This is a genomic window from Rhodococcus sp. MPR-R1B (genome assembly GCF_058793255.1).
Map to the genome: position 1 here is coordinate 61,492 of NZ_JBXAFO010000023.1, position 23,938 is coordinate 85,429.

Annotated in this window: 29 protein-coding genes and 1 tRNA gene; 12 read left to right on the plus strand and 18 right to left on the minus strand. The window is 61.1% G+C overall.

Annotation, left to right across the window (positions count from 1 at the left end):
• Window positions 1–58: 58 nt before the first annotated feature.
• Genes AC1Q61_RS25405 through AC1Q61_RS25415 form a run of 3 tightly spaced genes read right to left on the minus strand, consistent with a single transcriptional unit; the run spans window position 59 to window position 2,090 of the window.
• Window positions 59–799 carry an ABC transporter permease gene (locus AC1Q61_RS25405; protein ID WP_492651223.1) on the minus strand — a complete coding sequence of 247 codons (741 nt, stop codon included), beginning with the start codon at window positions 797–799 and terminating at the stop codon, window positions 59–61.
• Window positions 796–1,731 (minus strand): ABC transporter ATP-binding protein, encoded by a 936-nt coding sequence (locus AC1Q61_RS25410; protein WP_492651222.1) that lies wholly within the window; start codon window positions 1,729–1,731, stop codon window positions 796–798. The genes AC1Q61_RS25405 and AC1Q61_RS25410 overlap by 4 nt, the downstream gene beginning before the upstream one ends.
• Entirely contained in the window at window positions 1,728–2,090 is a 363-nt protein-coding gene (locus AC1Q61_RS25415; RefSeq protein WP_007726518.1) for a GntR family transcriptional regulator, read from the minus strand. Before AC1Q61_RS25415 ends, AC1Q61_RS25410 begins: the two co-directional genes overlap by 4 nt.
• A 220-nt stretch (window positions 2,091–2,310) precedes the next feature.
• Between AC1Q61_RS25415 and AC1Q61_RS25420 the strand changes: the two genes are divergently transcribed.
• Window positions 2,311–2,445, plus strand: a complete 135-nt coding sequence (locus AC1Q61_RS25420; protein ID WP_492651221.1) for a hypothetical protein — start codon at window positions 2,311–2,313, stop codon at window positions 2,443–2,445.
• 2,300 nt (window positions 2,446–4,745) lie between these two features.
• Here AC1Q61_RS25420 and AC1Q61_RS25425 read toward each other — a convergent pair.
• Window positions 4,746–4,819, minus strand: a tRNA-Gly gene (locus AC1Q61_RS25425).
• Between the two features lie 305 nt (window positions 4,820–5,124).
• On the opposite strand from AC1Q61_RS25425, the gene dcd reads away from it, so the two are divergent.
• The 4 genes from dcd (at window position 5,125) to AC1Q61_RS25445 (ending at window position 7,856) form a co-directional block, all read left to right on the plus strand.
• Window positions 5,125–5,694, plus strand: a complete 570-nt coding sequence (gene dcd, locus AC1Q61_RS25430; protein ID WP_003943702.1) for a dCTP deaminase — start codon at window positions 5,125–5,127, stop codon at window positions 5,692–5,694.
• A 25-nt stretch (window positions 5,695–5,719) separates the two neighbouring features.
• Window positions 5,720–6,004, plus strand: coding sequence for a hypothetical protein (locus AC1Q61_RS25435; RefSeq protein WP_003943682.1), 285 nt, complete (start codon window positions 5,720–5,722; stop codon window positions 6,002–6,004).
• Window positions 6,005–6,095: 91 nt separating this feature from the next.
• On the plus strand, window positions 6,096–6,302 hold the full coding sequence (locus tag AC1Q61_RS25440) for a hypothetical protein (protein WP_007726530.1): 207 nt from the start codon (window positions 6,096–6,098) through the stop codon (window positions 6,300–6,302).
• Window positions 6,303–6,332: 30 nt separating this feature from the next.
• Complete coding sequence (locus AC1Q61_RS25445) at window positions 6,333–7,856, plus strand: hypothetical protein (protein ID WP_492651220.1); 1,524 nt, start codon at window positions 6,333–6,335, stop codon at window positions 7,854–7,856.
• Window positions 7,857–7,859: 3 nt separating this feature from the next.
• Here the strand turns inward: AC1Q61_RS25445 and AC1Q61_RS25450 are convergent, their stop codons facing one another.
• Both AC1Q61_RS25450 and AC1Q61_RS25455 read right to left on the minus strand, forming a co-directional pair.
• On the minus strand, window positions 7,860–8,612 hold the full coding sequence (locus tag AC1Q61_RS25450) for an IclR family transcriptional regulator (RefSeq protein WP_003943724.1): 753 nt from the start codon (window positions 8,610–8,612) through the stop codon (window positions 7,860–7,862).
• Complete coding sequence (locus AC1Q61_RS25455; protein WP_047269034.1) at window positions 8,612–10,123, minus strand: APC family permease; 1,512 nt, start codon at window positions 10,121–10,123, stop codon at window positions 8,612–8,614. Before AC1Q61_RS25455 ends, AC1Q61_RS25450 begins: the two co-directional genes overlap by 1 nt.
• Before the next feature lie 238 nt (window positions 10,124–10,361).
• Here AC1Q61_RS25455 and AC1Q61_RS25460 point away from each other — a divergent pair, with 238 nt between their 5' ends.
• The 3 genes from AC1Q61_RS25460 to tatA are packed head-to-tail and all read left to right on the plus strand — an operon-like array spanning window position 10,362 to window position 12,829.
• Window positions 10,362–11,942 (plus strand): flavin monoamine oxidase family protein, encoded by a 1,581-nt coding sequence (locus AC1Q61_RS25460; RefSeq protein ID WP_007726538.1) that lies wholly within the window; start codon window positions 10,362–10,364, stop codon window positions 11,940–11,942.
• Window positions 11,943–11,981: 39 nt separating this feature from the next.
• Entirely contained in the window at window positions 11,982–12,653 is a 672-nt protein-coding gene (locus AC1Q61_RS25465) for a Rid family hydrolase (protein ID WP_047269035.1), read from the plus strand.
• Entirely contained in the window at window positions 12,653–12,829 is a 177-nt protein-coding gene (gene tatA, locus AC1Q61_RS25470) for a Sec-independent protein translocase subunit TatA (RefSeq protein WP_003943732.1), read from the plus strand. Before AC1Q61_RS25465 ends, tatA begins: the two co-directional genes overlap by 1 nt.
• A 52-nt stretch (window positions 12,830–12,881) precedes the next feature.
• Here the strand turns inward: tatA and AC1Q61_RS25475 are convergent, their stop codons facing one another.
• The 5 genes from AC1Q61_RS25475 to AC1Q61_RS25495 form a co-directional block, all read right to left on the minus strand.
• The gene (locus AC1Q61_RS25475; protein WP_042926398.1) at window positions 12,882–13,496 is read right to left on the minus strand and encodes a class I SAM-dependent DNA methyltransferase; all 615 of its coding nucleotides are present in this window, start codon (window positions 13,494–13,496) and stop codon (window positions 12,882–12,884) included.
• A complete protein-coding gene (locus AC1Q61_RS25480) occupies window positions 13,493–14,251 on the minus strand; it encodes a PIG-L deacetylase family protein (protein WP_003943643.1) in 759 nt (252 codons plus the stop codon). Before AC1Q61_RS25480 ends, AC1Q61_RS25475 begins: the two co-directional genes overlap by 4 nt.
• Window positions 14,245–15,183: an acyl-CoA dehydrogenase family protein gene (locus AC1Q61_RS25485; protein WP_047269036.1), complete on the minus strand. Its 939-nt coding sequence runs from the start codon at window positions 15,181–15,183 to the stop codon at window positions 14,245–14,247. The genes AC1Q61_RS25480 and AC1Q61_RS25485 overlap by 7 nt, the downstream gene beginning before the upstream one ends.
• Window positions 15,180–15,884, minus strand: coding sequence for a glycosyltransferase family 2 protein (locus tag AC1Q61_RS25490; RefSeq protein WP_042452319.1), 705 nt, complete (start codon window positions 15,882–15,884; stop codon window positions 15,180–15,182). The genes AC1Q61_RS25485 and AC1Q61_RS25490 overlap by 4 nt, the downstream gene beginning before the upstream one ends.
• A 233-nt stretch (window positions 15,885–16,117) precedes the next feature.
• Entirely contained in the window at window positions 16,118–16,885 is a 768-nt protein-coding gene (locus AC1Q61_RS25495) for a GAF and ANTAR domain-containing protein (RefSeq protein WP_003943624.1), read from the minus strand.
• A 109-nt stretch (window positions 16,886–16,994) separates the two neighbouring features.
• On the opposite strand from AC1Q61_RS25495, the gene AC1Q61_RS25500 reads away from it, so the two are divergent.
• Window positions 16,995–17,693: a HemK2/MTQ2 family protein methyltransferase gene (locus AC1Q61_RS25500; RefSeq protein ID WP_042452318.1), complete on the plus strand. Its 699-nt coding sequence runs from the start codon at window positions 16,995–16,997 to the stop codon at window positions 17,691–17,693.
• On the opposite strand, the gene AC1Q61_RS25505 is transcribed toward AC1Q61_RS25500, so the two are convergent.
• Window positions 17,650–18,699 carry an iron-containing redox enzyme family protein gene (locus AC1Q61_RS25505; RefSeq protein ID WP_042452317.1) on the minus strand — a complete coding sequence of 350 codons (1,050 nt, stop codon included), beginning with the start codon at window positions 18,697–18,699 and terminating at the stop codon, window positions 17,650–17,652. The two genes, AC1Q61_RS25500 and AC1Q61_RS25505, sit on opposite strands and share 44 nt — an antisense overlap.
• Between AC1Q61_RS25505 and AC1Q61_RS25510 the strand changes: the two genes are divergently transcribed.
• The gene (locus tag AC1Q61_RS25510) at window positions 18,700–18,939 is read left to right on the plus strand and encodes a CDGSH iron-sulfur domain-containing protein (protein ID WP_003943717.1); all 240 of its coding nucleotides are present in this window, start codon (window positions 18,700–18,702) and stop codon (window positions 18,937–18,939) included. It abuts the gene before it with no gap.
• Window positions 18,940–19,067: 128 nt separating this feature from the next.
• Here AC1Q61_RS25510 and AC1Q61_RS25515 read toward each other — a convergent pair whose 3' ends face one another.
• The 3 genes from AC1Q61_RS25515 to AC1Q61_RS25525 all read right to left on the minus strand — a co-directional run bounded on the left by AC1Q61_RS25515 (window position 19,068) and on the right by AC1Q61_RS25525 (window position 21,089).
• Window positions 19,068–19,271 (minus strand): cold-shock protein, encoded by a 204-nt coding sequence (locus tag AC1Q61_RS25515; protein ID WP_003943666.1) that lies wholly within the window; start codon window positions 19,269–19,271, stop codon window positions 19,068–19,070.
• Between the two features lie 316 nt (window positions 19,272–19,587).
• Entirely contained in the window at window positions 19,588–20,565 is a 978-nt protein-coding gene (locus AC1Q61_RS25520; protein ID WP_003943713.1) for a YihY/virulence factor BrkB family protein, read from the minus strand.
• Window positions 20,566–20,651: 86 nt separating this feature from the next.
• The gene (locus tag AC1Q61_RS25525) at window positions 20,652–21,089 is read right to left on the minus strand and encodes an STAS domain-containing protein (protein WP_042452313.1); all 438 of its coding nucleotides are present in this window, start codon (window positions 21,087–21,089) and stop codon (window positions 20,652–20,654) included.
• A gap of 330 nt (window positions 21,090–21,419) precedes the next feature.
• On the opposite strand from AC1Q61_RS25525, the gene AC1Q61_RS25530 reads away from it, so the two are divergent.
• Window positions 21,420–21,668: a hypothetical protein gene (locus AC1Q61_RS25530; protein ID WP_003943680.1), complete on the plus strand. Its 249-nt coding sequence runs from the start codon at window positions 21,420–21,422 to the stop codon at window positions 21,666–21,668.
• Window positions 21,669–21,684: 16 nt separating this feature from the next.
• On the opposite strand, the gene AC1Q61_RS25535 is transcribed toward AC1Q61_RS25530, so the two are convergent.
• Both AC1Q61_RS25535 and AC1Q61_RS25540 read right to left on the minus strand, forming a co-directional pair.
• Window positions 21,685–22,467: a SigB/SigF/SigG family RNA polymerase sigma factor gene (locus AC1Q61_RS25535; RefSeq protein WP_003943639.1), complete on the minus strand. Its 783-nt coding sequence runs from the start codon at window positions 22,465–22,467 to the stop codon at window positions 21,685–21,687.
• Window positions 22,464–22,898: an ATP-binding protein gene (locus tag AC1Q61_RS25540; RefSeq protein ID WP_003943620.1), complete on the minus strand. Its 435-nt coding sequence runs from the start codon at window positions 22,896–22,898 to the stop codon at window positions 22,464–22,466. The genes AC1Q61_RS25535 and AC1Q61_RS25540 overlap by 4 nt, the downstream gene beginning before the upstream one ends.
• 237 nt (window positions 22,899–23,135) lie before the next feature.
• Between AC1Q61_RS25540 and AC1Q61_RS25545 the strand changes: the two genes are divergently transcribed.
• Window positions 23,136–23,573 (plus strand): hypothetical protein, encoded by a 438-nt coding sequence (locus AC1Q61_RS25545; protein ID WP_039972685.1) that lies wholly within the window; start codon window positions 23,136–23,138, stop codon window positions 23,571–23,573.
• Window positions 23,574–23,582: 9 nt separating this feature from the next.
• Here the strand turns inward: AC1Q61_RS25545 and AC1Q61_RS25550 are convergent, their stop codons facing one another.
• Window positions 23,583–23,894: a WhiB family transcriptional regulator gene (locus tag AC1Q61_RS25550; RefSeq protein ID WP_277921635.1), complete on the minus strand. Its 312-nt coding sequence runs from the start codon at window positions 23,892–23,894 to the stop codon at window positions 23,583–23,585.
• Window positions 23,895–23,938 lie beyond the last annotated feature (44 nt).

The window sequence follows — 23,938 nt, forward strand, 5'->3', positions numbered from 1 at the left end:
TTGATCCGACGAGCACTTCGAGACGACGCGACATGTGGCGTCGCACATGATTGCGCGGTCACGGCGTTGCTCGACGCAACGTCGCCCAGGCTCCGGCGATGCACGCGATGGCAAGGGCCAGAGGGAGTAGCGCCATCGGTACCACTCGGGGAGTATCGACAAACCACGAACCGATCGCCGGCCACCACCCAGCCCAGGTGATCGCGATCGCTGACAAGCCGAGCAAGCCGAAAAGCCCGGTGAGGGAGGCGAGTAGACCGGTGATCCTCCACCGCTGGTAGATAGCGCCTGCCAGCATTGCGATCGAACTGGTCAGCAGCAGCGTCGCGAACAGTGCGAGCAACTGTACGGCGGTGTTGTCGGTGAAATAGCGTGCGATGCCGAACATGCGCATGTGCACACCCCAGCCGTTGGTGGCGGACTCCAGCACGGACAGCAGTTGCAGCGTGATTGCGAAGACTGCGGACTGTGCCAGCGCCATAACCGTGGTGGCAGTGAAGAACTCGCGGCGAGTCACGCTCAGTCCGAGCGCGAATGGGAACGTCTGCGTCATCGACTGGAGGTAGAACGCCAGCACGAAACCGTAGACCGAGAACACACTGCCGGTGAATCCTTCACCCTCCTCGTTCCCGACGATCGCGTAGATAGTGAAGCTGATCAGGAACGAGATCAACAGGATGCCCACCGGCCAGGCGATCAGCAACGGCCACGCGACCGTGTGCAGTTGTAGGACGGCACCGATCCTGGACCGAGCGGGCGTCTTCGGGACCGTCCGTGGCTCTGTCGTTGCGATACTCATACGGTGATCTCCTTGCGCTGCGTCGAAGTCGCGATGACAAGTTCCTGCAAAGATGCCGGTTCCACTTGGACTCCTGCCTCCCGCAGTCGGTTTCGCTCGGTCTCTGTCACATCGGCCTGCAACATGATTCGGCTGTGGGCGCCCAGTGTCTCCCGGCGCAGGACCCTGCCGGACGCAGCAACGGCATCCACCGCATCAATGGGACCGGATACCACCACGGCGCGGCTACGCAGTGCATCCGCGTCTGCGTCGACGACAATCCGGCCGCCGTCGACGACAATCACGTGCTCGAGTAGATTGGCTGCCTCGTCGATCAGGTGAGTCGAAAGCACCACAGTGCGAGGATGTTCGGCGTAGTCCGCAAGCAGGCGATCGTAGAACAGTTGGCGTGCAACGGCATCGAGACCGAGATACGGCTCGTCGAAAAGCGTGAGCGGTGCACGGGAGGCAAGTCCGATGATCACTCCCAACGCTGACCGCATGCCGCGCGAGAGCTTCTTCACCTTGCGGCACAGGGGAAGCTGGAAGTCGTCGAGCAGTGTCTCGGCGAACGCGTGGTCCCAATTCGGGAGTAGATGGCCGGCAGCGACGAGTACGTGCTTGACCTTGAGGTCTTCGGGGTACGTCTGGCTTTCCTTGACGAAGCACACGTTCGCCAGGACGTCGGCATTCTCGAAAGGGGCGGCCCCGAAAACTTCGACGTCGCCGCTGGCGTGCAGGTCCTGCCCGGTCAGTATCTGCATGATCGTCGTCTTGCCTGCGCCGTTACGGCCGAGTAGGCCGTAGATCTTGTTGCGGCTGATCTCGAACGAGACGTCCGCGAGCGCGTCGACATCCCCGTACTTTCTGTCCACGGAGCGCATCGAGGCGACAAGTTCAGTTTCGTCGAAACGCCTGACTCGGGGCTCGGTCGTTGTCGTGCTTGCGTTCATCGGTCCGCCTTCCTGTCGTCCAGCATGGATTTGAGTTCGCCGAGGGAAATCTGGAGCCGGTCGGCCTCCGCGACCAGCGGCTCGATGTACTGGCGCGCGAACGCTTCTCGGCGTCTGAACCTGAGTGCGTCGCGGGCACCGACCGTGACGAACATTCCGATTCCCCGTTTCTTGTAGAGGATCCCCTCGCCTACGAGCTGATTGAGGCCCTTGGCTGCCGTCGCCGGATTGATTCGGTGGAACGCCGCCAGTTCGTTGGTTGAGGGCACCTGCCCGTCTTCCGGCAGGGAGCCGTCGATGATCGAGCCTTCGATCTGCTCGGCGATCTGCTGGAACAGTGGTCGTCCGTCGTCGATCACGATGATCGATGCCCGATGTTCACTGGTTCATTACTCATGTAATGAACCATAGAACGTCGTGGGGCATGTTGGCAATGAGATCGCGGAATCTGGCACCGATGACTTGGGTCTCCGAGCGCTACCCATCGGGACATTCATCGCAGAGGCTGATGGAACAGGCTGGATATGGACCAGTTATGACTTCCAGATCCTGACCAAGCGGTCAAAAAGCACAACCTCGATGGCGCGGGCGTACTGGCCGAATACCCGCCCCGAACATCACCCACGCACCGTCGTCGAACTCGATGTCGACGACCCCGCGGGCGTTGCACCACAGGCATTGAACTTCTGCGGAACCATGGAACCGCCGATCTAGGTGGTCGACCACGGGACGGGGCACCTTCGGGTGGCCGGTAGTTATCGCCTCAATGAATTCGGCCACCTCGTCGAAGGCGGCAACTATGTCGCGGGGGTCATTCTGCATGGACGTTGTCGATGGAGAGTTCGCTATGTGTTGACGCAAACACCCGTCAGCATCGGCAGTTCGCCACCCACCCGTGAAGCAGGCGAAACCACCAGCCTCGGCTTAGGGGCGTAACCCGTAGTCGTAGAACGGAAGCCGGACCGCACGCGGCGGTCGGGCCCCTTTTCGTCAACCCAAAGACGGAGTCGTATCCACCGCAAGTAGGGACTTAGCGCCCCGTTTTGGTGTTTCTGTACTGATTTGCAATCCCGATACGTACGCTTCCGGCCAGGGAATCGGACACTCGACCAGCAGGGGTATCTATGCCGAATGTGACAGTGAAATTCGGGGGTTCAGACCCGGAAACAGCAGACCTCGCACGCCGGGCACTGCAACCAGTACTCGACAGCATCTACCGCACATACCGCAGGAAACCGCTCCCATTCGTCGAAGCCGCACTTAGACGCGCAGGTCGAGGAAGCTTCTCACAATCAGGAATTGAACGATTCGCCGACTACATTTCAAGAGGAGACCGACCGATTCTCACCACATAGCGGCCGCTCGTGATCAGGCCGAAGACCGAAGCGCTTCCACCGGCTACCTGTTCGACGACCTAAATTGGTCAGTGCCAACTAGGTACAGGTCCATCGTGGTCAACATCAACATCAAGAGACAGCGCCCGCGTCCGAGATCGGTAGCTTGCCTCCCCGTAGCAAGGGCACTCGAGCCAGCAGACGTATTCGATCAAACGGAGCTGAGGAGGCTGATTCAGCAGATGCACATTAATCGACCTCTGTGTGAATTCTGCTCACGGTGCACACTCGCGTGATCAAACCAGTCGGCGCTGTGACATTCGGTTGCTGATCCTATTCGGGGCGGCCTCGACCGACTATTTGAGACCTGTCAAACATAAGCTCCCCTTCCTGGCCAGGTAGGGGAGCTTATGTTTGTGACCACCGCACGATCCACGCATCTTCTGATATGCAGGTTTCAGGCAGAGCTGAAAATGTCATCCACATGCGGTCGGCCGATCTTCTCTACAAGTCGGGAGCGGTTAGTGGCCCTGCGCCTTCTAATGAGAAGGGGATCGTGGAACCGTTCGCCATCGCCACGATCATGTTGACGATAGCAAAGAGGACGTTATCCATTTGAATTCACCTCCTCGCTCCGTCTAGGGCCCGGCAAGATTCGCTACTGCATACAGGGCAGATGTCCTGCTATCGAAATTGGGACCTGCAATGTAAGCGGGCGAGCCTGGACCGAATGAGGTGACTGTCCTGATATATCCGAGGCGATTCGAGGAGTTGTAGTCCACCAACCAAGGTCCACCAGAAGCACCTGCGCCAAAGTTGCCCGGTTTGGGAGTTGCGTGAGAAGCCGTAGCTCCGAACGTCATAACCAGGGAAGGCGCTGCGATGCTGCGGGGAATAAGGTTTCGACTCTGGACACTTACGGCCTTCTATCGAATTGGGGCCAATCTGCCGGTTCTAAAGATCTTCGGGAAGGTAGCACGACGCTAATGTGACAGTCCTCGAAACTGGCGTATTTCTTCGAGCTTTATCCGGCTCTCTGGATCCGGAGTGTATGGGTTGATCCATGGATGATCCGAGCAGGCACAAGATGTAGGTTGGTGAGTTTTTCAATGTGCAGAGCGAGGTCGTACATTGGCACTTACGGTTAGGGCGTCCGATACTTAGGAAGAATACGTACTTGATTCTTTTCGAAGGTGATTTTTGACGGACTTGGGTATTTTCACAGTTGTGATTGTGAGAAGATCTGCATTCTTGCATGAGTTGTGGTCCCCGGTGTCCGGGTGCGCTACGGCAGATCGGTTTCAAAAACTTCAACTGATAAGCGCGCGGAGTCCGAGCGGAGACAGTTTCCAACCCCATCGGTTGGTAGTCGCGCTCGAATCACTGATGGACGGCAAACGAACCGAGGTACCGGCGACCATCGGCTTCGAGGTCGACAGCACTCTCCTGACAGTGCGCGCAATGGACACCGATTCAGGCCGGGGGACGACCAGTCGGACTGCATCGATGAACTGCAGAATTCCGAGACGCGGTCCTCTAGCACCCCCATTTTCGTTGGATTCACATTGACTGATCACTGAATGGAGGGGTTGTGTACCTGCCGTGTACCTGTCACAGGATTGGGTCCCAAACAAGCGAAGTTCGACTGCCTCAAAAGGGCTCTGAACTGCGGAGAATCTGTGGAGCCGATGACGGGAATCGAACCCGCGTATTCAGCTTGGGAAGCTGATGTTCTACCATTGAACTACATCGGCGTCGCAGCCGACCGGACGTGTTTTCACCGCCGATCAACGTGCTTTCCGAACATTATCAGACGAGCTTTCAAGCGGCGGTGTCCCCGGCCGCCATTGATCAACACAGGCGTGTCGAAGTCGGCGCCTTCGGTAAATGATTTGCCCAAAATTTTTGCGCAGGAACACCTTTCGGGATGGAGAACTTGAGATAGGTGGGGCTGGGCTCTCCCGTGGGAGTCCAGAACCCGCGCATCGTGTTCGGTAACCACAGTGTGATCGCCCCGGCGATGGGCCGGCACTGCCCGCAGAACCGGTAACCTCTACCTGTGCTGCTCTCCGATCGTGACATCCGTGCCGAAATCTCCGTTGGACGTCTGGGTATCGACCCTTTCGACGACTCCATGGTGCAACCGTCGAGCGTCGACGTGCGCCTCGACGGTCTGTTTCGGGTTTTCAACAACACGCGGTACACGCACATCGACCCGGCACTTCGCCAGGACGAGTTGACCAGCCTGGTCGAACCGGCAGAGGGCGAGCCGTTTGTGCTTCATCCCGGCGAGTTCGTTCTCGGTTCGACTCTCGAAGTGTGCTCACTGCCGAACGACCTCGCCGGCCGTCTCGAAGGTAAGTCGAGCCTCGGGCGCCTGGGCCTTTTGACGCACTCCACCGCCGGCTTCATCGACCCGGGTTTCAGCGGCCACATCACACTGGAGCTGTCCAATGTCGCAAACCTGCCGATCACGCTCTGGCCGGGAATGAAGATCGGACAGCTCTGCCTGCTCAAGCTCTCGAGCGCTGCAGAGTTCCCCTACGGAAGCTCCGAGGCCGGATCCAAATACCAGGGCCAGCGCGGCCCGACACCGTCGAAGGCGTACCTGAACTTCAACCGCGGCTGAACGAACGAACTTCGGGGGGAGTCGGATGATCGGAATTTTCTACGGTCTGGTTTTCATGAACTTGTTGTTCGTGACCAGCACCGTGTGTTTGATGAAGCCGTCCAAAGCCAGTGTTGTTGCGACCGCCTGTGCAGGGGTGGCGTGGCTGTTCTTCAATGGACCGCTGGAAGGTCAGGTCTTGTGGTCGTTGAACAGAGAACACGGTCTGACGGTCTCGGATCTGATGTCGCTTGTTGCCTTCGGCATCGCCGCTCGTGGTTGGAATCAGGTTCGCAAAGCCCGTGAAACCGTCGACGCAGATCGTTTCTGACCTGCGCGCTCACCTGGATTGACCGCCACGATTCGGACAGATGTTTCGACCTGGAGCACAACAGTCGTCGAATCGGGCACAATTACTGGTTATGTGGTGGATTGTCGGAGGCGTACTACTCGTATGGGTCGTGTGTTCCATTCCGATTGCCATCCTGGTGGGGCGGGGTATCGCGCGTCGGGACCGCGCGGAATTCGACGGGCGAAATCAACAGTGGGCCGACGAGGTTGTCAGGTCGATCGAGAAGCAATCGGAGCAGGACAATGCCGATCGACGTAAGCCACCACTGATCAGCTGACCAGCTGGACTTTTCCGGAGGTGAGTGGGCATGGAACTTCCATCCGATACTCCCGACGACGTCGTGGCCGCGGCCGCCGGCGGACCAAGGGTTCCGCAGTTCGATCCCACAGTGGGGATTCCGGTAGTTCCGCCAGGGGGAGATGCTCCCCACCGGTTGGTGGTCATCGGCGATTCGCTGTCGCAGGGATTCCAGAGCGGGGCGATCTTCAATACCGATCTGTCGTATCCGGCGATCATTGCTCACCAGCTGGGCCGGCTCGACCAGTTCCGCTTTCCCCGTTACGGCGGCCCGGGCGGGCTTCCGCTCAACATCGAACTGTTGCTCCGCACCCTCGAGGAGCGCTTCGGCCCACGGCTCGACCTCTGGGAGGTTCCGCTCGCACTCTTTGCTGCACGTGCGTTCATGGATCAGGTGGAGGACTACTGGGAACGCGGACCGGGCAGTGAGGCGCCGACGTTCTCGGCAATCAACCACAACCTCTCGGTGTACGGGTGGGATCTTCGTGACGCTCTGACCAAGACGGCGCAGGGCTGCGAGGATGCTCTTCACCAACCGCACGACGATTTGATCAGCCAGATCGTCGAGAACAACGGTGAGCGCGCCGCACTGCGGGTTCTGCCGCGAGGCTCCGACGCCGAGAAGCGTATAACCGCGTTCGACGCAGCAGCGGAACTGGGCAAGGAAGGCATCGAAACTCTGATCGTCTTTCTCGGGGCCAACAATGCGCTCCGCACCGTCACCGAACTCCGAGTCGAGTGGAGCGGCAACAACTTCCGTGACCCGGACGGCAAGCGCGAATACACGGTGTGGCAGCCCGAGCACTTCGCGTCGGAGTACGCCGAGGTGCTGGCCGCGATCCGCAAGATCAACGCCCAGCACGTCATCCTCTGCACCGTCCCACACGTGACCATCGCACCGATCGCCCACGGGCTCGGCGGCAAGATCGAAATCGGATCCCGCTATTTCCCGTACTACGCGCGACCGTGGGTGCGCGACACAGACTTCGACCCACAACGCGATCAACACATCACCGGCGCGCAGGCATGGGCCGTCGACAGCGCAATCGACATGTACAACGACGGAATCGAGCAAGCCGTCGCGAATGCCCGTCGGGTGGGGAAGGACTGGTACCTCTGCGATATTGCCGGGTTGCTCGAGCGCGTGGCCTCACGGCGCTACGTCACCGACGTCAATGCGCGGCCGTCATGGTGGACGCCGTACCCCCTCCCCAAAGCACTGACCGACTTGCAACCCGTGCCGGACTCGCTGTTCCTCTCCGCCGACGGTCGCGGCGGCCGCGCATCGGGCGGCCTCTTCTCGCTCGACGGCGTTCATCCCACGACAGTCGCGTACGGGGTGATGGCGCAAGAACTGGCGAACATCATGGTCACGGCCGGGGTCCAGTTCGACCGCGCTCAGGTCGATTTCGACCGACTCGTCCGACGCGACACCTTGGTGCGCACTCCGCCGCAGAATCTCGATTCCACGCTCGGCGTCATCGGCTGGGCTGACGAGCATCTCGGCTTTGCCAAACGTGTGTTCGGCCTCTGATTTTCAGCTTGCCTTCGACATCGTCGGTGCAACGATGCGTTCCGCGTACTCCCGCAACAGCACGACCAGGTCTACGTCGTCGACGGAAAGTCTGCCGGTCGGACCTATCACAGCCAAGGCACCGACGACACACCTTTCCGCGTCGTGGATCGGGACGGCGACGGCGGAGCGTCCGACACGAATCTCGTCGACCTCACGGGCGGCCTCACCGCGCCGGATCCGCGAGAGTTCGAGTTCCAACTGGTCGCCGTCGGTGATGGTGTGTGCGGTGACCTTTCGCAGTGGGGCCTCGGCCAATTCGGGTCGGTTGGCGAGGAGCAGCTTCCCGATAGCCGACGCGTGAACGGCTGTGACCAGTGTCCGTTCACCACTGAGTTCGTGGTCGGGATCGCGATCGACGAGCCGAATTCTGTTTTCTGCAAACGACGCGAGGTAGACGCCGAACCGTAGCTGCTCGCGGAGTTCTTCGAGGAGCACCGAATTGTCGATGGGTGTGGGTTCGGCGGCAGCCCCGGCTAATTCACGGGTGCGTCGGCCTAGTGCGAAGCCGGAGAGGTCGGCGATCCGAACCAGGTAACCGTCGGCGACAAGGATGTTGAGTAACCGATACGCAGTGGCAGGTGGGATGTCGGCCAGGGCGGCAATGTCCTTGGCGGTGGCTCCCGATCCGAGCCTGGCCGCCGACTCGAGGAGGGCAAGGGCGCGCTGAACCGCTCGGGGTTCGTGCCCACCGAGGTCGCGTGGTCGGCCCACCATCAGCGGGCGCCGGCAGTCGGCTCGCCCACCAGCACGATGTTTCCGGCTGCGTCGGTGGCGAACACCCCAGCTCCTGGTAGTACGTCCTCGGTTTCGGGACTGTCGAAAGCGCCGACGTGCAGCAGACTTTTGGGGCTTCGGCGTCGCAGGTAGAACTGCCAGAGTGTGCCCGAAGTCAGGATCACGAGCACGGCGATCGGTGCAACGTACGCGTGGTCGATCGTGTTGGCATAAACCAGGTAACCGAGGACTATCGCTCCGGCACCACTGCCACACGACGCGGCCGCGAGAACGCCGGGAGTGTGCTCGCCGATCCGTGTCAGGAAGACAACGGATGCGATAGCCGCCAGTGCATAGGCCACGATGACGGCGCCGCGAACAGTCAGTCGAACGTCGTCGAAGATTTCTCCGCGCCCGAGAACGGCAAAGGTTCCGCCGCCCAGCAGGACGGTGCAGACCACGGTAGTCAATGCGAAGTAGGGCGTACGGAAGGCACTGTGAACCGAGGCGAACCGGCGGGGGAGTAGGCGCTCGACACCGAACGAATAGACCAGGCGTGACGCAGCATTGGATGACGCCATCGAGGACGCCAGCCACGAGCACCCCAGACCGACGTTGAGCGCGATCACGACACCGGGGCTCACGCCCGTCGCCGTTCCGTGGAGATAGGCGTTGACGAGGGTGTCACTGCGCCCGGACCAAGCGGCCCAGCCCGCGAAGATGAAGAGCGATCCACAGATGATCGGAGTGAGAAGGACTGTGCGGGTGACGGTTACCAGCGGGCGACGGGCCTCGGGGCCGAAGAAGGCCGCGCTCTCGAATCCGGCGAGAGCGAACACGGCAGCCAGGGCGGTGAGTAACAACCCGTGGCCGGAGGTGGGTGGAACGATCTGTGCTTGTTGACTTCCGGAACCGCCCAGGATCATGAGCCCGACGATGAACAGAAGTGAACAGCTTTCGACGACGAGGATCGCGAGCGCGGCAAATCTGACACTTCGCACGAGAGCGCCGAGAATCAGCAAGGCTATCCCCAGATAGAGCGCGATGACGTGAAAAGTCTTGTCCACGTGCACACCCGCGAAGCCGAGCAATGCGATTGCGGCCTGTCCGCCGTGATAGAGCGTCATCACCGCGCTGCCGACGTACTTGACCAGCATGGCGATGCCGGTGGTCAATGCTGCCCGGGTGCCCAGGCCACGAAAGACGAAGCTGTGCAATCCGCCCGACGCAGCCATTCGGCGAGTGAACTGCGAAACGCAGAAGGCTATGAGCGTCACCAGCACGGTGGCCGCGATGATGGTGATCATCCCGCTCAACAATCGGCCGTGTGTCAGCATGGTGACGGGCAGAACGACCATCGACACAGCAGGGGCAGTGGTTGCCACCGACTGGGCCAGCACTTCGGCGCCCGAGAGTTGCCGACGGCCCAACGCCCGCAGCGGTGATCGCGCCGGGGGCTGCTTCTCGCGCGTGGTGAAGGACCGCGCGATGGCTTCGGTTAGAGCGGACATGTCGCGTCACGCTAGTCCGGTTCTGTAACGCCGATATTGCGGGCATGCTTCCGCTGATCGCACTCGGGTGAGAGAGCAAGATGCGAACGCTCGCACGTTTCTCACTCGGTCCCCACCGACTGTTTCCTGCGCGTCAAGTTCCGGACCCAACGCTCCTGAAGTCTGTGTTCAACACCAACCACCCGGGTCACCGGGAGCACACTGGGGAGCTCGAATGCCATACACACGTAGATCTTTCATGCGCAGCCTGGGAATCACCGGCGGCGCCGGCCTGGCACTCGGTGCTATGTCGTCCATCGGCCTGGCGCCGGCAGTGGCGTCGACGCCGAGGCGATTTCAGGCACCTGCTGCGGGTGACCTGATCGGAAAGGTCAAGGGAAATCACTCCGTCGTGATCCTCGGCGGCGGACCGTCCGGGCTGTGCTCCGCCTACGAACTGCAGAAGGCCGGATACAAGGTCACCGTCCTCGAAGCACGCAACCGCCCGGGTGGTCGGGTGTGGTCGATCCGCAACGGCACCGAAGAAACCGACCTGAACGGTGAGACACAGACCTGTTCGTTCTCCGAGGGGCACTTCTACAACCTCGGTGCGACGCGTATTCCGCAAAATCACAACACCATCGACTACTGCCGCGAACTGGGCGTCGAACTGCAGATGTTCGGAAACCAGAACGCGAACACCTTCGTCAACTACACCGGCAACAAGCCGCTGGCGAATCAGTCGATAACCTACCGAGCAGCCAAAGCCGACACCTACGGATACATGTCCGAGCTGCTGCAGAAGGCCACCAATCAGGGCGCTCTCGACCAGGTCTTGAGCAAGGAAGACAAAGAAGCACTCTCGTCCTTCCTCACCGACTTCGGTGATCTCTCCAGTGACGGCCGCTACGTCGGATCCTCGCGTCGAGGGCACTCCGCGGAGCCGGGCGCCGGCCTCAACTTCGGAACCGAGATCGAACCATTCGGGATGAGCGATGTCATCCAGGGCGGCATCGGGCGTGCATTCTCCTTCGAGTTCGGTTACGACCAGGCCATGACGATGATGACCCCCGTCGGCGGCATGGACCGGATCTACTACAAGTTCCAGGACGCGATCGGGATGGACAACATCGAGTTCGGCGCCGAAGTCAGCGGCATGAAGAACGTGCCGGAAGGCGTCACCGTCGACTACGTCGTCGACGGCAAATCCAAGTCGATCACCGCCGACTACGCAATCTGCACGATCCCACCGCACCTGATCAAGCGGCTGAACAACAACCTGCCCTCCGACATCCTGCTCGCGTTGGATGCAGCCAAGCCGTCGTCGTCGGGCAAGCTCGGTATCGAATACTCGCGTCGGTGGTGGGAGACCGAGGACCGCATCTACGGCGGCGCGTCCAACACCGACCGCGACATCTCCCAGATCATGTTCCCCTACGACCACTACAACTCCGACCGCGGCGTCGTCGTCGCGTACTACAGCTCGGGTAAGCGTCAACAGGCTTTCGAATCGCTCACCCACCGTCAGCGGCTGGCCAAGGCCATCGCCGAAGGCGCAGAAATCCACGGCGACAAATACACTCGCGACATCTCGTCGTCCTTCTCCGGAAGCTGGCGTCGCACCAAGTATTCGGAATCCGCCTGGGCATCATGGGCCGGCGCGGGAGATTCCCACGGCGGCATGGCAACTCCCGAGTACACCAAGCTGCTCGAACCCGTCGACCGGATCTACTTCGCCGGCGATCACCTCTCCAATGCCATCGCCTGGCAGCACGGGGCCTTCACGTCCGCGCAGGACGTCGTGACCCACCTGCATCAGCGTGTTGCGCAAACTGCCTGACGTGCTTCGTTTTCCATCACTTTCTCTGGAGGTCACATCATGAAATCTCGCAGAACCAAGGTCCTTGCAGCGGCATTCGCCGCCACTACGCTACTGGGCTTCGCCACTGCCTGCTCGTCTGACGAGGCGGACGCCGAGACCACATCGAGTTCGTTCGTCTCGAAATCGATTCTCGAAGCGGGGCAGGCAAACCCGATGATCGCTCAGGGCGTCGCGATCGGCGGCGACACCGCAATCTACAAGACCAGCGGCATCGGTCCGTCGGCAGGAAACAAGGCGGCGCCGGAAGGTTCGCCGGAGTCGTACATCGACGGTCAGTTCTCCGGCGGTGTTCTGCCGACCGGTGTCACCGTCACCGAGGCGCAGGGCATCAATGTACTCAAGAAGATCCGCGACAACCTCGAAGCTCAGGGATTGAGTCTCGAAGACGTCGTGACGATGCGCGTCTTCCTCGACAACGCGCCGGGATCGGACAAGGCCGACTACACCGGATGGAATCGCGCGTACCGGCAGTTCTTCGCCAACACCAATCTCGACACGGGTGACACCGAGTTGGTGCCGATGGGCACGGCCGAGCCGATCGCTCCGATCGAGCGAAACAGCGCCCGGCCCACCCGCTTCGCCCTCGAGGTTGCCGGACTGCCCGTTGCCGGTTGGCTCGTCGAGGTAGAGGTCGATGCGGTGTACCCCGACGGCAAGGAACCCGCCTGATGGGCGCGCTCAGCCCGACTCACTGGGCGATCGTCGCAGTAGTGCTCGTGGTGCTGTTCGGTTCGAAGAAGCTGCCCGACGCGGCCCGGGGCCTCGGCAGGTCGATGCGGATCCTGAAGTCCGAAGTCGGTGAACTGCAGTCGGATACGGACCTCGCGTTGGAGCAGCGAGACTGACCCCCGTGCGCGGTCGAGGAGTCCCCACACTCCTCAACCGCGCACAGGTCTACTAGATCAGACCTTCGGAACGAGCTACCGACGGTGGTGACGGCGGACCCTTCACGAAGACATCGATCAGCACGTCCTCGTCCTGGTACGACGCGAACTGCGCCAACCCCGGCGTCTGGCGCACAGCCGAATGAACGGCGTCACCGTTTTGCGGGTACTCCGGTACGACGTGACGCCAATGGGCGCACAGCAGCGTTCCGCCAGGCTCGAGATGCTCGACGACCTGCAGCATTGCCTCGATGAGCTTTTCGAAGGTCAGGTAGTAGCCGACTTCGCTGATGACGACGAGGTCGAAGGTTTCGTCGGACCAGTCGTCACCCAACGCCCAGAGCCGAAATTCGGAGTCATGTCCGGTAAGCCTCGCTCGAGCGCTCTCGAGTGCGGTCGGGACGATGTCGGTGGCGAGAACGCTGTCGCAGCGCTCGGACAACTTCTCGGTGAGAACCCCGATCGAGCACCCCGGTTCGAATGCGCGACGGTATCGAGGTTTCGGGAGCATAGCGACACTGAGTGCGTACTTCCGCTGCTCGTACCAGCGGGATTCGAAATCCCATGGGTCGGACTGTGCGGCATACATCTTGGCGAAGTAATCCGCGGGGAGTTCACGATCGCTCATACGAACACCGTCTCGTACGGCCTCAGTAATCGTTCCATCGCGTGGCGGGGGAGGATGGGTGCATCCGCGGGATGATCGGAAAGCGGAGCGATCTGTGAAGTGAACTCATTGGTGGCAGCAGATTTCGCAGCCTGAACGTCGGAGGGCAAGGTCACCTTTCGTGCTCTTTCCCACGGGACTGCCGCATGATCCGGCGCGGCCCAATGCCACGCCCAGATGGGATACTCGATCAATCGCGATCCAGTGTCCGCGCACGCCCTCGCCGCCGCGTCTCCGGTGGCTTCGTGGTCCGGGTGGCCGTCCCCGCGCCACGTGGAGGCGCACCAGGTATCCGCCGAGGAATCACCGAGAATCGAGCTGAGGCGGTCGGTCAACTCCTGTCGGTTCTCGCCGATCTTTCCGTCCGGGATGCTCAATCGAACCGGTGTGGGAATTCCGAGGACACGCGCTGCCCGATCCGACTCGGACCGTCGACGGCGTTCCATCTCGGGCTGAGTCACGGTCGGTGAATCGGGATGCGAAGCTCCGCCGTCGGTGACAGATACGACCTGAACACTGATGCCGGAAAGTATTGCCAGAAGAGCGGTTCCGCCCAGACCGAGTATTTCGTCGTCGGGATGGGGAGCGACGATGATCAATCGTGAGCATCCGGTGAGATCCAGTTCCGGAAAACTTCTTCCCCACTCCCGCCATGTCGATTCGGGAGTACCGCCGTCGTCGACAGGTTTCTGCGCGAACAGTTTCGAGTTCACCACGGCCGTTTCCCCTTGGCTGCAATCCGGCCCAGCTCGGCGAGATCCTTCTCGGCGTGACTCTGCCGCAAGTAGACGGTGAGATCGGCTACCCGTGCGGCGTGCGCGGCGTCCATGCAGAGCGGTGCGGCGCCGAGAGCGCGTCCCACCCGATCCAGGGTCTCGGTAGCGGCGCGCTCGACAATTGCGCGCACACGGAGTGCCCGATGCATGGCCTCGGCATTTTCGTCGAAGGGATCCGCATCGATCTCGGCCGCCGCGACTGCGAGCGCGTTGCGCGCTGCGGCGAGCGCTGCATCGACCGCACCGAGGTGTGCGAGTACGTAGGGGTCTTCGCTGCTTGCAGCCTTGTCGTACAACGGATCAGCGACGCCGCAGGCGCCGCCGTACCAGCATGCAGCCACGCCGATCGCGCCGTGCCAGAACCCCGGGCGGCTCAGGTAGTCGCCTGCCGTCCCGACCGGTATGGCCGGAACCATGTCGAAGTCGACCGCGCTGGAGTCGCTTTCGGCCATACCGACGGCCTTCCACGAATCGGGAACGGGATGCACCCCAGGTAGTCCGAGCTCGACCGCGAAGAGGGAGGGGACACCGTCGACCAAGGCGGTGATCAGTGCATGCGTGCAGGTGTTGGCGCCGGAACACCACAACTTGCGACCGGTGAGCGTCCAGATCCCCACGTGCTCAGACGCATTCACCACAGGTTGGGGTGGCTCGGCCGCCCACACTCCCCACAGCTGCCCGGGTTCGGGATCCGGTCCGTCGAGTTCGGTGAGTATCGCGACGGCATCGGTGTGAGCCTCAGCCATCCGGCCGAGAACCACATTCTCCCGTGTGAGCTCTGCCAGGGAGGTCCACCGTGCGGCCGTCGCGCCGCCGCCGGGCAGCGGCAAGTACAGTCCACCTGCGTCCAGGAGTGTGTGTAGTCGTTTCATCGTGCCAGCTCCGCTTCTTCGTTATCGGCGGTCGTACCACCCAGGTTACGGATATGTCCGGCAAAGCCGCCCGGAGTTCGGCCGTCGAGACGCGCAGACGTGGTGACCGCAATGTCCTCTGCCCACGCGATACAGGCACCGGCCTCGCTCAACCGCCGGACGAGATCGACATCCTCGTCTTCTTCGAGATCGCAGAATCCTCCGACGTCCCAGTACATATCGGCGCGGACACCGAGGTTGGCACCGTGGACGTGACCGTGTCGACCATAGGGATGTGCGTGGTACATACGTTCGTACCGTTCGCGAACGGAGTGCGGATGGCCTTCCCAGTCTGCGATGCGAACGGTGCCCGCGACGACGTCCGCAGTACGCGCATACTCCAATTGGCGCGCAATCCAGGTGGGGCCGACCACCGAATCGGCATCGGTCGTGGCGAACCACGCTGAGGCCCCCAAATCCGAGCCGAACGCAGAGAAACCCGTCGCTCGCGAACGGCCGACGTTCTGATGCTCGACGCGGAGTACTTCCACCCCGTCGGGGATGACCCCCGCGGTTCCGTCCGAACAGTTGTCGAGGACGGCAACCACTCGGACGGGGACAACGCAAGCCGACGCCGCTGTTGCGAGTGCACGAAGGCAATTGGGGAGGTCTTCGGCTTCGTTGTGGGCGGGAACTACGACAAGAACCTGGTCGATTGGCACAGTGACGATCCTTTCCTCACCCTGGTACGGTCGGGTCTTCTTTCGTCCCGGTTCTCAACAGATAACCACATTTCGGACGGGTGCCGCCGCGCGACCGCCAGCAGCCGTGCAGGTCGAAAACTGTTTCGGTGAAACATCTCTGGATACGTTTGAGAGATGTGCCGGCGGGGTACAAGACGGGGTTTTGCGACTGTGCTTTCGGGTGCAAAACGGGGTTTTGCACCGAAGAATCTTCAGAACCGGCGGTGGCGCACCGAATCGACGAGCATCCGGGCCACCTCGTGCAGTTTCACGTTGGTGTGCTGCGATTGCTGAACGAGCCGGCTGAATGCTTCGTCGGCGTCGATGCCGTGGATGGCGATCAGCACGCCCTTGGCTTGTTCGATCTCGGCACGAGATTCCATGGCGCAGTGCAACTGTTCGATGTGCTCGTGTGCCTGACGCCAGCGTCGTGAATCTGCGATCGCCGCGCCCGCACCGGCGGTGAACAATTTCATCAACTCTTCGTCGAAGGGCTTGAACTCTGTCGAGGCGAATCCGTAGACGTTGAACGCGCCGAGAAGTTCGGTGCTTCCTTCGCCCATGGTGAGCGGCACGGACAAGTAGGACCGGACACCTTGTTTCCGGGCCTCGGCGGTGAATTCCGGCCATTTGTCGTCGTGATCACCCACCTTCGACCGAACCGACGACATGGTGCGCGCGGCGTCAACGCACGGACCACGATCGGCGGAATGCTGGGCATCGTCTATCGCGGAAAGGTAGTCCGCGGTAGATGCAGCAGTTCGTGGGCCATCGGCGGACAGCACCGTCACGCTGACAGCATCGGCATCCGGCAGCGCTTTGACCGCCGTCTCGGCCAGACGTTGGAGCATGGAGTCGAGATGCGCGTCCGTGTTCAGAGTGGACCGGAGTCCGGCAATCGCTTCGGCGAGGGTGTCGAGCGAATCTGCTGCGGAAGCAAACGCCGCGGCTCCCTGTGGGGTGTCCGCATTGCCTGTCATGATTCAGGTCTACTCCGCAAATTGCGGCGATGTAACCGTTCCAGGCGGTCTTTGCTTCGATGTTGCATGAAATCCGAGGTTCCTGGGTAGCCGCACGCAGCGATGTGCGATGTCGCCTGAAAAAGAGGAGCCGATGATGATCCTGCGTTTACCTGGTGTGTATCCACCGCAACACGACACGTCGTTACTGGCGGATGCGCTGCTGTTCGAGCGCCTCACCGCTCGCAGTCGGGTGCTGGATCTGTGCACGGGGACCGGCGCCCTCGCTGTCGCGGCATCCGCGGCAGGCGCAGGCCACGTCGTCGGGGTCGACATATCTCGCCGAGCGTGTGCCAATGCTCGTCTCAACGGGATCCTCAACGGAACCTCGATCGACTCCCGTCGTGGCGACCTCACCGAGGCGGTGCACGGCGAACTCTTCGATCTGGTGATCTCCAACCCGCCGTACGTCCCTGCTCTTGCAGATGATCTCCCTACCGCTGGAATCGAACGTGCTTGGGACGCAGGCAAGGACGGACGCGCCCTCATCGACAGGATCGCAGCCACCGTTCACGAGGTGCTCGTCCCGGGCGGCACACTGCTTCTCTTGCAATCGGTGCTGTGTGGGGTCGACAAGACCGAGGCGATACTCGAAGAACACGGTATGGCCGTAGAGATTTCAGCCCGGAAGTACGTTCCCTTCGGGCCCGTGATGCGCGAGAGGCGCACCATGCTCGAGGCACGAGGGTTGATCACCACCGGTCAGGAAATCGAACAACTCGTGATCATTCGCGCAACGAAGTCTTGCCCTTCTCCCAACTCGATGTGAGGTGATCGCCGAGAAGATCGTCGAACGCCAGGCACGCTGCGGCGCCGAACAAGATGTCATCAGTGCGGTGCGGCTGCGAAGAGGCGAGACCGCCGGCAAGTTCCCGAACGGCGATCTGTTCGTGAACGGAATCCGCTTCCACGTGCTCGTCGTAGAACAGTGTCGCGTCCGAACCGAATCCGAGTCGGCGCAGTCCTGCGCTGTATCGTTTGCTCGGCAGCGCAGACGTGGTCTCGACAGCGCACAGGTGCCCGACCAGCGTTCCGAGATGGCGGCGATGAAAACCGAAGAGCGAGAGAGCATTCAACGACGCCAACGTTACCGCGGGAACAGAATCGATGTAGTGGCCGTAGCGGTCCGAAAGACCTACAGCCCGCATGGTGTCGGCAAAAAGACGCGAATGCATTCGCTCTGCGCGGCCGCCTCCGTACTCGTCGCTCTGCACTTCGACGAGGGCGGCCTTGACGGCACCGGAGAGGCGCGAAATTCCGAGGGTGTGCACATCCGCCTCGCGGAGCTGATTGAGCGAACGGTGAATCAGCACCTCCGAGAACTGATCGATCGTTGCATCCTTCGCCATGAAGGACGCAAGACCGGGGCCTGCACTGGGGGCGGTCATCGACCAGAGGTCGGCCACGACGTCGCCAGACGACTCCACTGTCCCCACGAGTTGCGCGATGGCGGACTCGAAACGCTCTTCGAGCCGAGACCGCACCGCGAGCAGGTCCGGATTCCATTCCCATTTGTCCGAGACGTTCTCGATTCCCTGCAAATGAAGCTCGTAGAGGAGCGTCAGGGTCAGCTGAGCGTCGTCGTCACGAAGAATGTCGTAGGTGAGGTCGGTGGACTGTGCATCCTCGTACGCGTCAGCGGCAGCCGTAATCTCCCTCGGATCGGCCGAGGAGCGCAGAATGGAAACGAGAGTGGCGCTCAGTGGGCCGCGGGCCTGTGGAACAGGCATGGAAGTGGGCACGCCAGTGGCCGAATCGAGAACTGAAGAGGACATATGACCGCGTTTCCCGAATCGTCATCTGCCGAAACACCGAGTGTTCCCGGTAACAACACCACCATAACCGCCTGCACGGACGGCCCGCTGCTGGTGCGTGGTGACTTCGAGTTGCTCCGTGACGACGGAACCCCGATAGAGAACAAGCGCTCTACGGTTGCATTGTGTCGATGTGGGCGGACCGGCATCGCGCCGTTCTGCGACAGCTCCCACAAGAAGAAGCGGGCGAGAGCGACGTAACCGGTGCCAATTCGGAACAAGCCCGACCCGTGAACCAAGACGATCCGGAAACCAAGAAAAGGCTGGATGCCGGCACCATGCGGTGCAGCGTCCAGCCTTTTCAGTCTGAAGTCAGACTGGGATCGAACTCAGATGGCGCGAACGTTCTGAGCCTGGGGGCCCTTCTGGCCCTGTCCGATCTCGAACTCGACCTTCTGGCCCTCGTCGAGGGACTTGTAGCCGCTGCCCTGGATCTCCGAGTAGTGAACGAACACATCCGGTCCGCCACCTTCCTGCTCGATGAATCCGAAGCCCTTTTCACCGTTGAACCACTTGACACTGCCCTGAGCCATAACCAAATTCTCCTGGATCCATCGAGCCGAGCCCTCCCATCGAGAGTCCGGTCTCACACCTGATCCTGCCATGCTCTTCTTTTTCTGTCTCCAATTACATGCATGGCGAGTTGCAGTATTTGACGGCTTTGTCCCGTTCCGGGACCACGTCGCAAGCAGGTGATTGTTCAACTATGCGCGTTCACCTGCTGTGATGTATTCGTCCCTTCGATGCAGCGTGAAATGACAACACCTGTGTTAAATCTGGATTCGCGGCGCAGAATGCCACCCCGATACCGAGGAGGGGACCAAATACCCAACTCGATCGGGGTCGAGATCAGTCCGAATCGTCGGGTTTGGTGTGCCCGTCGAACGTCACATGGATGTTCTCGTGGGGAACCGCGCGTTGTGCTTTTGCTTGATCGGCGAAGGTGCGCCGATCGCCTTCGATGAGTTCGGTGTTGTCGGTGAACGGAGCCAACAACGCCCGCGGATGGAGTTTGTCGACTCGCACGACGTTGATTTCCGCACACATGACGATCGAGGCTGCAGCGAGGAACAAGAAGGCCAACAAACCCAGAACGATGGCAAAGACGCCATTGGTGGTAGAGGCACCCCGCACCACAGAGGTCACATAGAGGGCACCGAAGGACTGAAGTGCTTGCCAGAGAACAGCAGCGGCGATCGCTCCAGGTGCCACATCGGCTACCGAGAGCGGGCGGGCGCAGGTGAGCCGGAAAGCGACGATGAAGATGCCCGCATTCAAGACGACTACCGCAAGGGTCAGCAGGAAGCTGAACGAACCGCCCAGATGAAGCGCACCGCCGATGTTGGAGACAGCGGTGGTCCCCAAGATCGCGAGACCGATCGTGCCGAGGAGTAGTAGCCCTTGGAGACGCCCGCGGATGGGATCCGGTCGCATGTTTCGGGGCACCGACCACACCGTGTTCATCGCGTTCTGGCAAGCCAGAGCGACACCGAGGCCACCGTAGAGACCACCGACGATTCCGATCACCAGACCCGTGACACCGCCGCCGATCTGTTGCGCATTGCCCAGGTCGTCACCGATCACCGGAAACTGATGCAGCGCGGAGTCCAAGATCTGTTGCTGAAGCTCAGGGTTGCCCGACAGCACGAAGCCGAGAATGGTCGAGAGCAACAGAAGAAGAGGAAAGAGCGAGACGAAGCCGTAGTAAGCGATCAGCGCGGCTAGATAAACACCTTGATCGTCGAGGAACTTGTAGAGGACCGCTATCGGGAACCCCAGGGCCGGATGCTTCTGTTGCAAGGCATCGAGGCGCTTGGCGATTGTCATTCTCGGTCTCTCTCAGCTCGTCGGACAGCCCGACGAACCTTAGTCGCTGCGAGCGCCTGGCGCTCGACGCCGGGGCAGCCGTGGCGTCAGGAGGCTTCGAGTGACTTCTCTGCTTCGTCGAGCGCGCGCATTGCTCCCTCGACAGAGTTGGTGACCGGGAATTCCTCTTCCGCCCGCGCCGCGCGAAGCAAGCGTCGAAGCGGGTGTGACCCGATCGCGGCCCACTGGAAGTCGTTGGCTCGCGAACGGGAGTTCAGCTCGGCGAACAGTTCGAGGCAGACCGCACCGACGAACAGTGAGTTGGACAAGTCCAGAATGACGCGAGGCCACTCCGCAGCGTACGAGTTGAGAAGTTCTCGTAGTTCTGGGGCGGAGAGTTTGTCGAGGTCGACGTCGACCCGGATCAGGACTGTCGAGGGCGCTATCCGCCAGGCCGCGAAACCATGCGTTTCCACGATCGGCCCCAATTGTGTTGAGGGATCGATGGAATCGATCGGTGTGTGGTCGAGTTCATTCAGATTCATGGCAGATCCGGTCTGTGTGCTTTCATCGAAAGGCTGACGACCGATCTGGCGGCGCGGAAAGTGAATGCGTCCAGGCGTGGAAAGCTTTAGAGCTCAATGGAAATGAACAGTACAGATGTGCGCAGGAAATACTCACCTGATCCAGAGCCTTGATGCGAACCGAGCGCCAGTGGCTTCAACCCCGGCTGTATTCTCAACCTCGGTACCGTTCAGTGTAGCTCGAGGGCGTGAATCGGTCCAGGTGAGAGGTCGAATATTAAGCGGTGCAATGTTTTTGGCTCGACGCTTCGGTATGGTGGAAGATCAGCGTCACCGGACGAAGGGAATCAGATGAACGACCGCGATGCACTCACGGCCATCTCGACCAAGCTCGACACACTGATCGGCGCGGAGACCAACGGTTTGCGGGACGAGGTTCCGCCCGGTTCCAGTGTGCAGCGCACCGAGCAGGACGGCGAGCACGGCCGGTGGGGGCACGATTACCGCCTCGCCAACAAGTATCTCGAGGCCCTCGACATCGGCCAGCCCGGTCTCATCGATCGAGACGAGCTGGAACGTCTTGCGCAGGAATACATCTGATCCTCGAGACGTACCTTCAGAAGATTTCACCCATCTCGGTGCGTAGCTGCTTCAGTGACTGAGTGAGGATTCTGGATACATGCATCTGAGAGATGCCGACCTTTTCGGCAATCTGGGATTGGGTGAGATGGCCGAAGAATCTGAGAACGACGATCGTGCGCTCGCGCTCCGGTAGTGCCAGGAGCGCGGGCCGCAGGGTTTCGTGATTGTCGATCCGACTGATCGCTTCGTCGTACTGTCCCAAAGTGTCTATCAGAGTCAGACCACTCCCGTCGCCGGCGGAAGCGGTGTCGAGCGGTGTGGTTCGGTACGAATTACCGGCGGTCAAACCTTGTTCGACCTCGTCCGGTTCGATGTCGAGTTCCTTGGCGAGTTCCGCGACTGTCGGTGCACGGCCGAGCGTCTGGGACAAAGTCGTGAGCGCCCGGTTGAGGGCAAGGTGCCGTTCCTGAAGGCTACGAGGCACTCGCACGGACCAGCCGTGATCGCGAAAATGCTTGCGAACCTCACCCATGACGGTCGGGACGGCGAACGAGAGGAAATCCGATCCTTTGTCGACGTCGAATCGCTGCACGGCCTGTATGAGCCCGACGCGAGCAACTTGCTCCAAGTCCTCGAAAGGCTGGCCACGCCCCTGGTATCGGCGAGCGACGTGTGTGGCCAGGGGTAGGCACAGTTCGATGATCGAGGTGGTTATTTTTTCTCGGCTGGGATCATTCGGCGGAAGCGAGGCCATCGAGACGAACAGTTCGACAGCTGTTTCGTACTGGTCCTTCTTGTCCGGTGGGACAGCGGTCACGCACGCTCCTGGGGCAAGCCCTTTTCAAGCGTCATCGTCAGGGTGATGTGACCGTCCGCGTCGATTTCCGACTGTTCCAAGCGGACGGAATCGACCAGCGCTTCGAGAACGAACCATCCGAAGCTGTGCGACTTGTCGGGTATCTCGGAGTGCGCGATCACGGACACGACAGTCCGAAGTGTGCGGCCGACGGTGTCGAATCGGCAGGTCAAGTCGCTGGACGGTATCGCGTGGCCGATGAGGATGCTCGCGACTTCGTCCATCGCCAGAGCAAGGTCGGCTGTTCCGTCGACATCGAGTCCGGTGTTGTTGGCAACCGTTCGGGTGATTCCGCGCAGAGTGGGAAGTTGAGAGTACGACGCGCGGACGCGGAGCGAGGCGATGGAGTCGTGAGTTAGTTCGGTTTCGGTCGGACTCGACAGAGGGATCAAGGGGCTTCCTGTAGGTAGATGTGGCGTAATTCCGGCGGACCGAGGCAAGGACCGGTACCGGCCGTGCGTGCCAGCCATCTCTACCCCGGAAGTATTCATGGCCTTGGATTACCCTTCGCCCGGCGAACTAACCCTCTTTACCCGAACTAGAGGATGAATTGTGAGACACATCACCTGTGGTGCGGACGTACCGAATCCTCATCTTTCATTTTCGCGTCGTTCGGGTACAGCCGCTTCATGGACACCCATTCGGACAGACAGATCCCCGTACACATACGACCGGAAGGTGTCACTGATGACGAGGTGAAGGCGGCAGGAGTGCTGTCGAACGCCCTTGAAACGGTGGAACGGGCACGCGGTGCTCTGTACGACTTCCATCAGCTGATAGGGCATGCCGATCTGATGCTCGACGAGGTCGTCGAGCTACTGCGATCCAGCGGCAACGACGACCTGGCCGATCAGGTCGAGGGCGAGTTGATGGGCCGGAACGTGGTCGAGGGGCGCTGGACTTTCCAGTTGGTCGAAGAGTTCGACGAGAACTACTGGTCGTTTTTTCGTGAATGCGAGAAAGTGGTGCGCGACAAGCTGGCAGGCGGAGTGCCGCACCTCTTCGAAGCCGAGATGAAGGAGCGACGCCGCACGCACGGTTTGCGGCACCACGAGGCCAGGCCCTGAGGTTCCTATCTACTCTCGTGAGCTCGTCGCGGCACTGATCAGTGGTTCAGTTCGAGCTTTGCGCAACGATTCTCGCTCGGTCGCCGTCATGCCGCCCCAGATTCCGTGGGGTTCCCCGGTCTGGATGGCGTGCACCAGGCATCTCTGCACGACAGGGCATCTGGCGCACACCAGCTTCGCCGAACTCTCGCGCTTCGCTCGCCTGGAGCCGCGCTCGTTCGTGTCGTCGTAGAACAGAGCGGGGTCGGTGTCGCGGCAGGTGCCGGACAGTTGCCAATCCCACTCGTCGGCAAGGGGCCTGGGAGATGTGTAGGAGCGCATGAACATGGACGTTCCCTTCGCTGCGTGACGAACTCGACTCGGAT

Excerpts from the sequence above, each read along its gene's own strand:
- AC1Q61_RS25445 (WP_492651220.1), top strand. The coding sequence starts at position 6,333 with ATGGAACTTCCATCCGATACTCCCGACGACGTCGTGGCCGCGGCCGCC.
- AC1Q61_RS25465 (WP_047269035.1), top strand. The coding sequence starts at position 11,982 with ATGAAATCTCGCAGAACCAAGGTCCTTGCAGCGGCATTCGCCGCCACT.
- AC1Q61_RS25450 (WP_003943724.1), bottom strand. The coding sequence starts at position 8,612 with ATGGTGGGCCGACCACGCGACCTCGGTGGGCACGAACCCCGAGCGGTT.
- AC1Q61_RS25525 (WP_042452313.1), bottom strand. The coding sequence starts at position 21,089 with ATGAATCTGAATGAACTCGACCACACACCGATCGATTCCATCGATCCC.
- AC1Q61_RS25455 (WP_047269034.1), bottom strand. The coding sequence starts at position 10,123 with ATGTCCGCTCTAACCGAAGCCATCGCGCGGTCCTTCACCACGCGCGAG.
- AC1Q61_RS25435 (WP_003943682.1), top strand. The coding sequence starts at position 5,720 with ATGATCGGAATTTTCTACGGTCTGGTTTTCATGAACTTGTTGTTCGTG.
- AC1Q61_RS25505 (WP_042452317.1), bottom strand. The coding sequence starts at position 18,699 with ATGTCCTCTTCAGTTCTCGATTCGGCCACTGGCGTGCCCACTTCCATG.
- tatA (WP_003943732.1), top strand. The coding sequence starts at position 12,653 with ATGGGCGCGCTCAGCCCGACTCACTGGGCGATCGTCGCAGTAGTGCTC.
- AC1Q61_RS25510 (WP_003943717.1), top strand. The coding sequence starts at position 18,700 with ATGACCGCGTTTCCCGAATCGTCATCTGCCGAAACACCGAGTGTTCCC.
- AC1Q61_RS25520 (WP_003943713.1), bottom strand. The coding sequence starts at position 20,565 with ATGACAATCGCCAAGCGCCTCGATGCCTTGCAACAGAAGCATCCGGCC.
- AC1Q61_RS25550 (WP_277921635.1), bottom strand. The coding sequence starts at position 23,894 with ATGCGCTCCTACACATCTCCCAGGCCCCTTGCCGACGAGTGGGATTGG.
- AC1Q61_RS25475 (WP_042926398.1), bottom strand. The coding sequence starts at position 13,496 with ATGAGCGATCGTGAACTCCCCGCGGATTACTTCGCCAAGATGTATGCC.
- AC1Q61_RS25500 (WP_042452318.1), top strand. The coding sequence starts at position 16,995 with ATGTCGCCTGAAAAAGAGGAGCCGATGATGATCCTGCGTTTACCTGGT.
- AC1Q61_RS25410 (WP_492651222.1), bottom strand. The coding sequence starts at position 1,731 with ATGAACGCAAGCACGACAACGACCGAGCCCCGAGTCAGGCGTTTCGAC.
- AC1Q61_RS25495 (WP_003943624.1), bottom strand. The coding sequence starts at position 16,885 with ATGACAGGCAATGCGGACACCCCACAGGGAGCCGCGGCGTTTGCTTCC.
- AC1Q61_RS25545 (WP_039972685.1), top strand. The coding sequence starts at position 23,136 with ATGGACACCCATTCGGACAGACAGATCCCCGTACACATACGACCGGAA.
- AC1Q61_RS25420 (WP_492651221.1), top strand. The coding sequence starts at position 2,311 with ATGGCGCGGGCGTACTGGCCGAATACCCGCCCCGAACATCACCCACGC.
- AC1Q61_RS25440 (WP_007726530.1), top strand. The coding sequence starts at position 6,096 with ATGTGGTGGATTGTCGGAGGCGTACTACTCGTATGGGTCGTGTGTTCC.
- AC1Q61_RS25515 (WP_003943666.1), bottom strand. The coding sequence starts at position 19,271 with ATGGCTCAGGGCAGTGTCAAGTGGTTCAACGGTGAAAAGGGCTTCGGA.
- AC1Q61_RS25405 (WP_492651223.1), bottom strand. The coding sequence starts at position 799 with ATGAGTATCGCAACGACAGAGCCACGGACGGTCCCGAAGACGCCCGCT.
- AC1Q61_RS25460 (WP_007726538.1), top strand. The coding sequence starts at position 10,362 with ATGCGCAGCCTGGGAATCACCGGCGGCGCCGGCCTGGCACTCGGTGCT.
- AC1Q61_RS25530 (WP_003943680.1), top strand. The coding sequence starts at position 21,420 with ATGAACGACCGCGATGCACTCACGGCCATCTCGACCAAGCTCGACACA.
- AC1Q61_RS25485 (WP_047269036.1), bottom strand. The coding sequence starts at position 15,183 with ATGAAACGACTACACACACTCCTGGACGCAGGTGGACTGTACTTGCCG.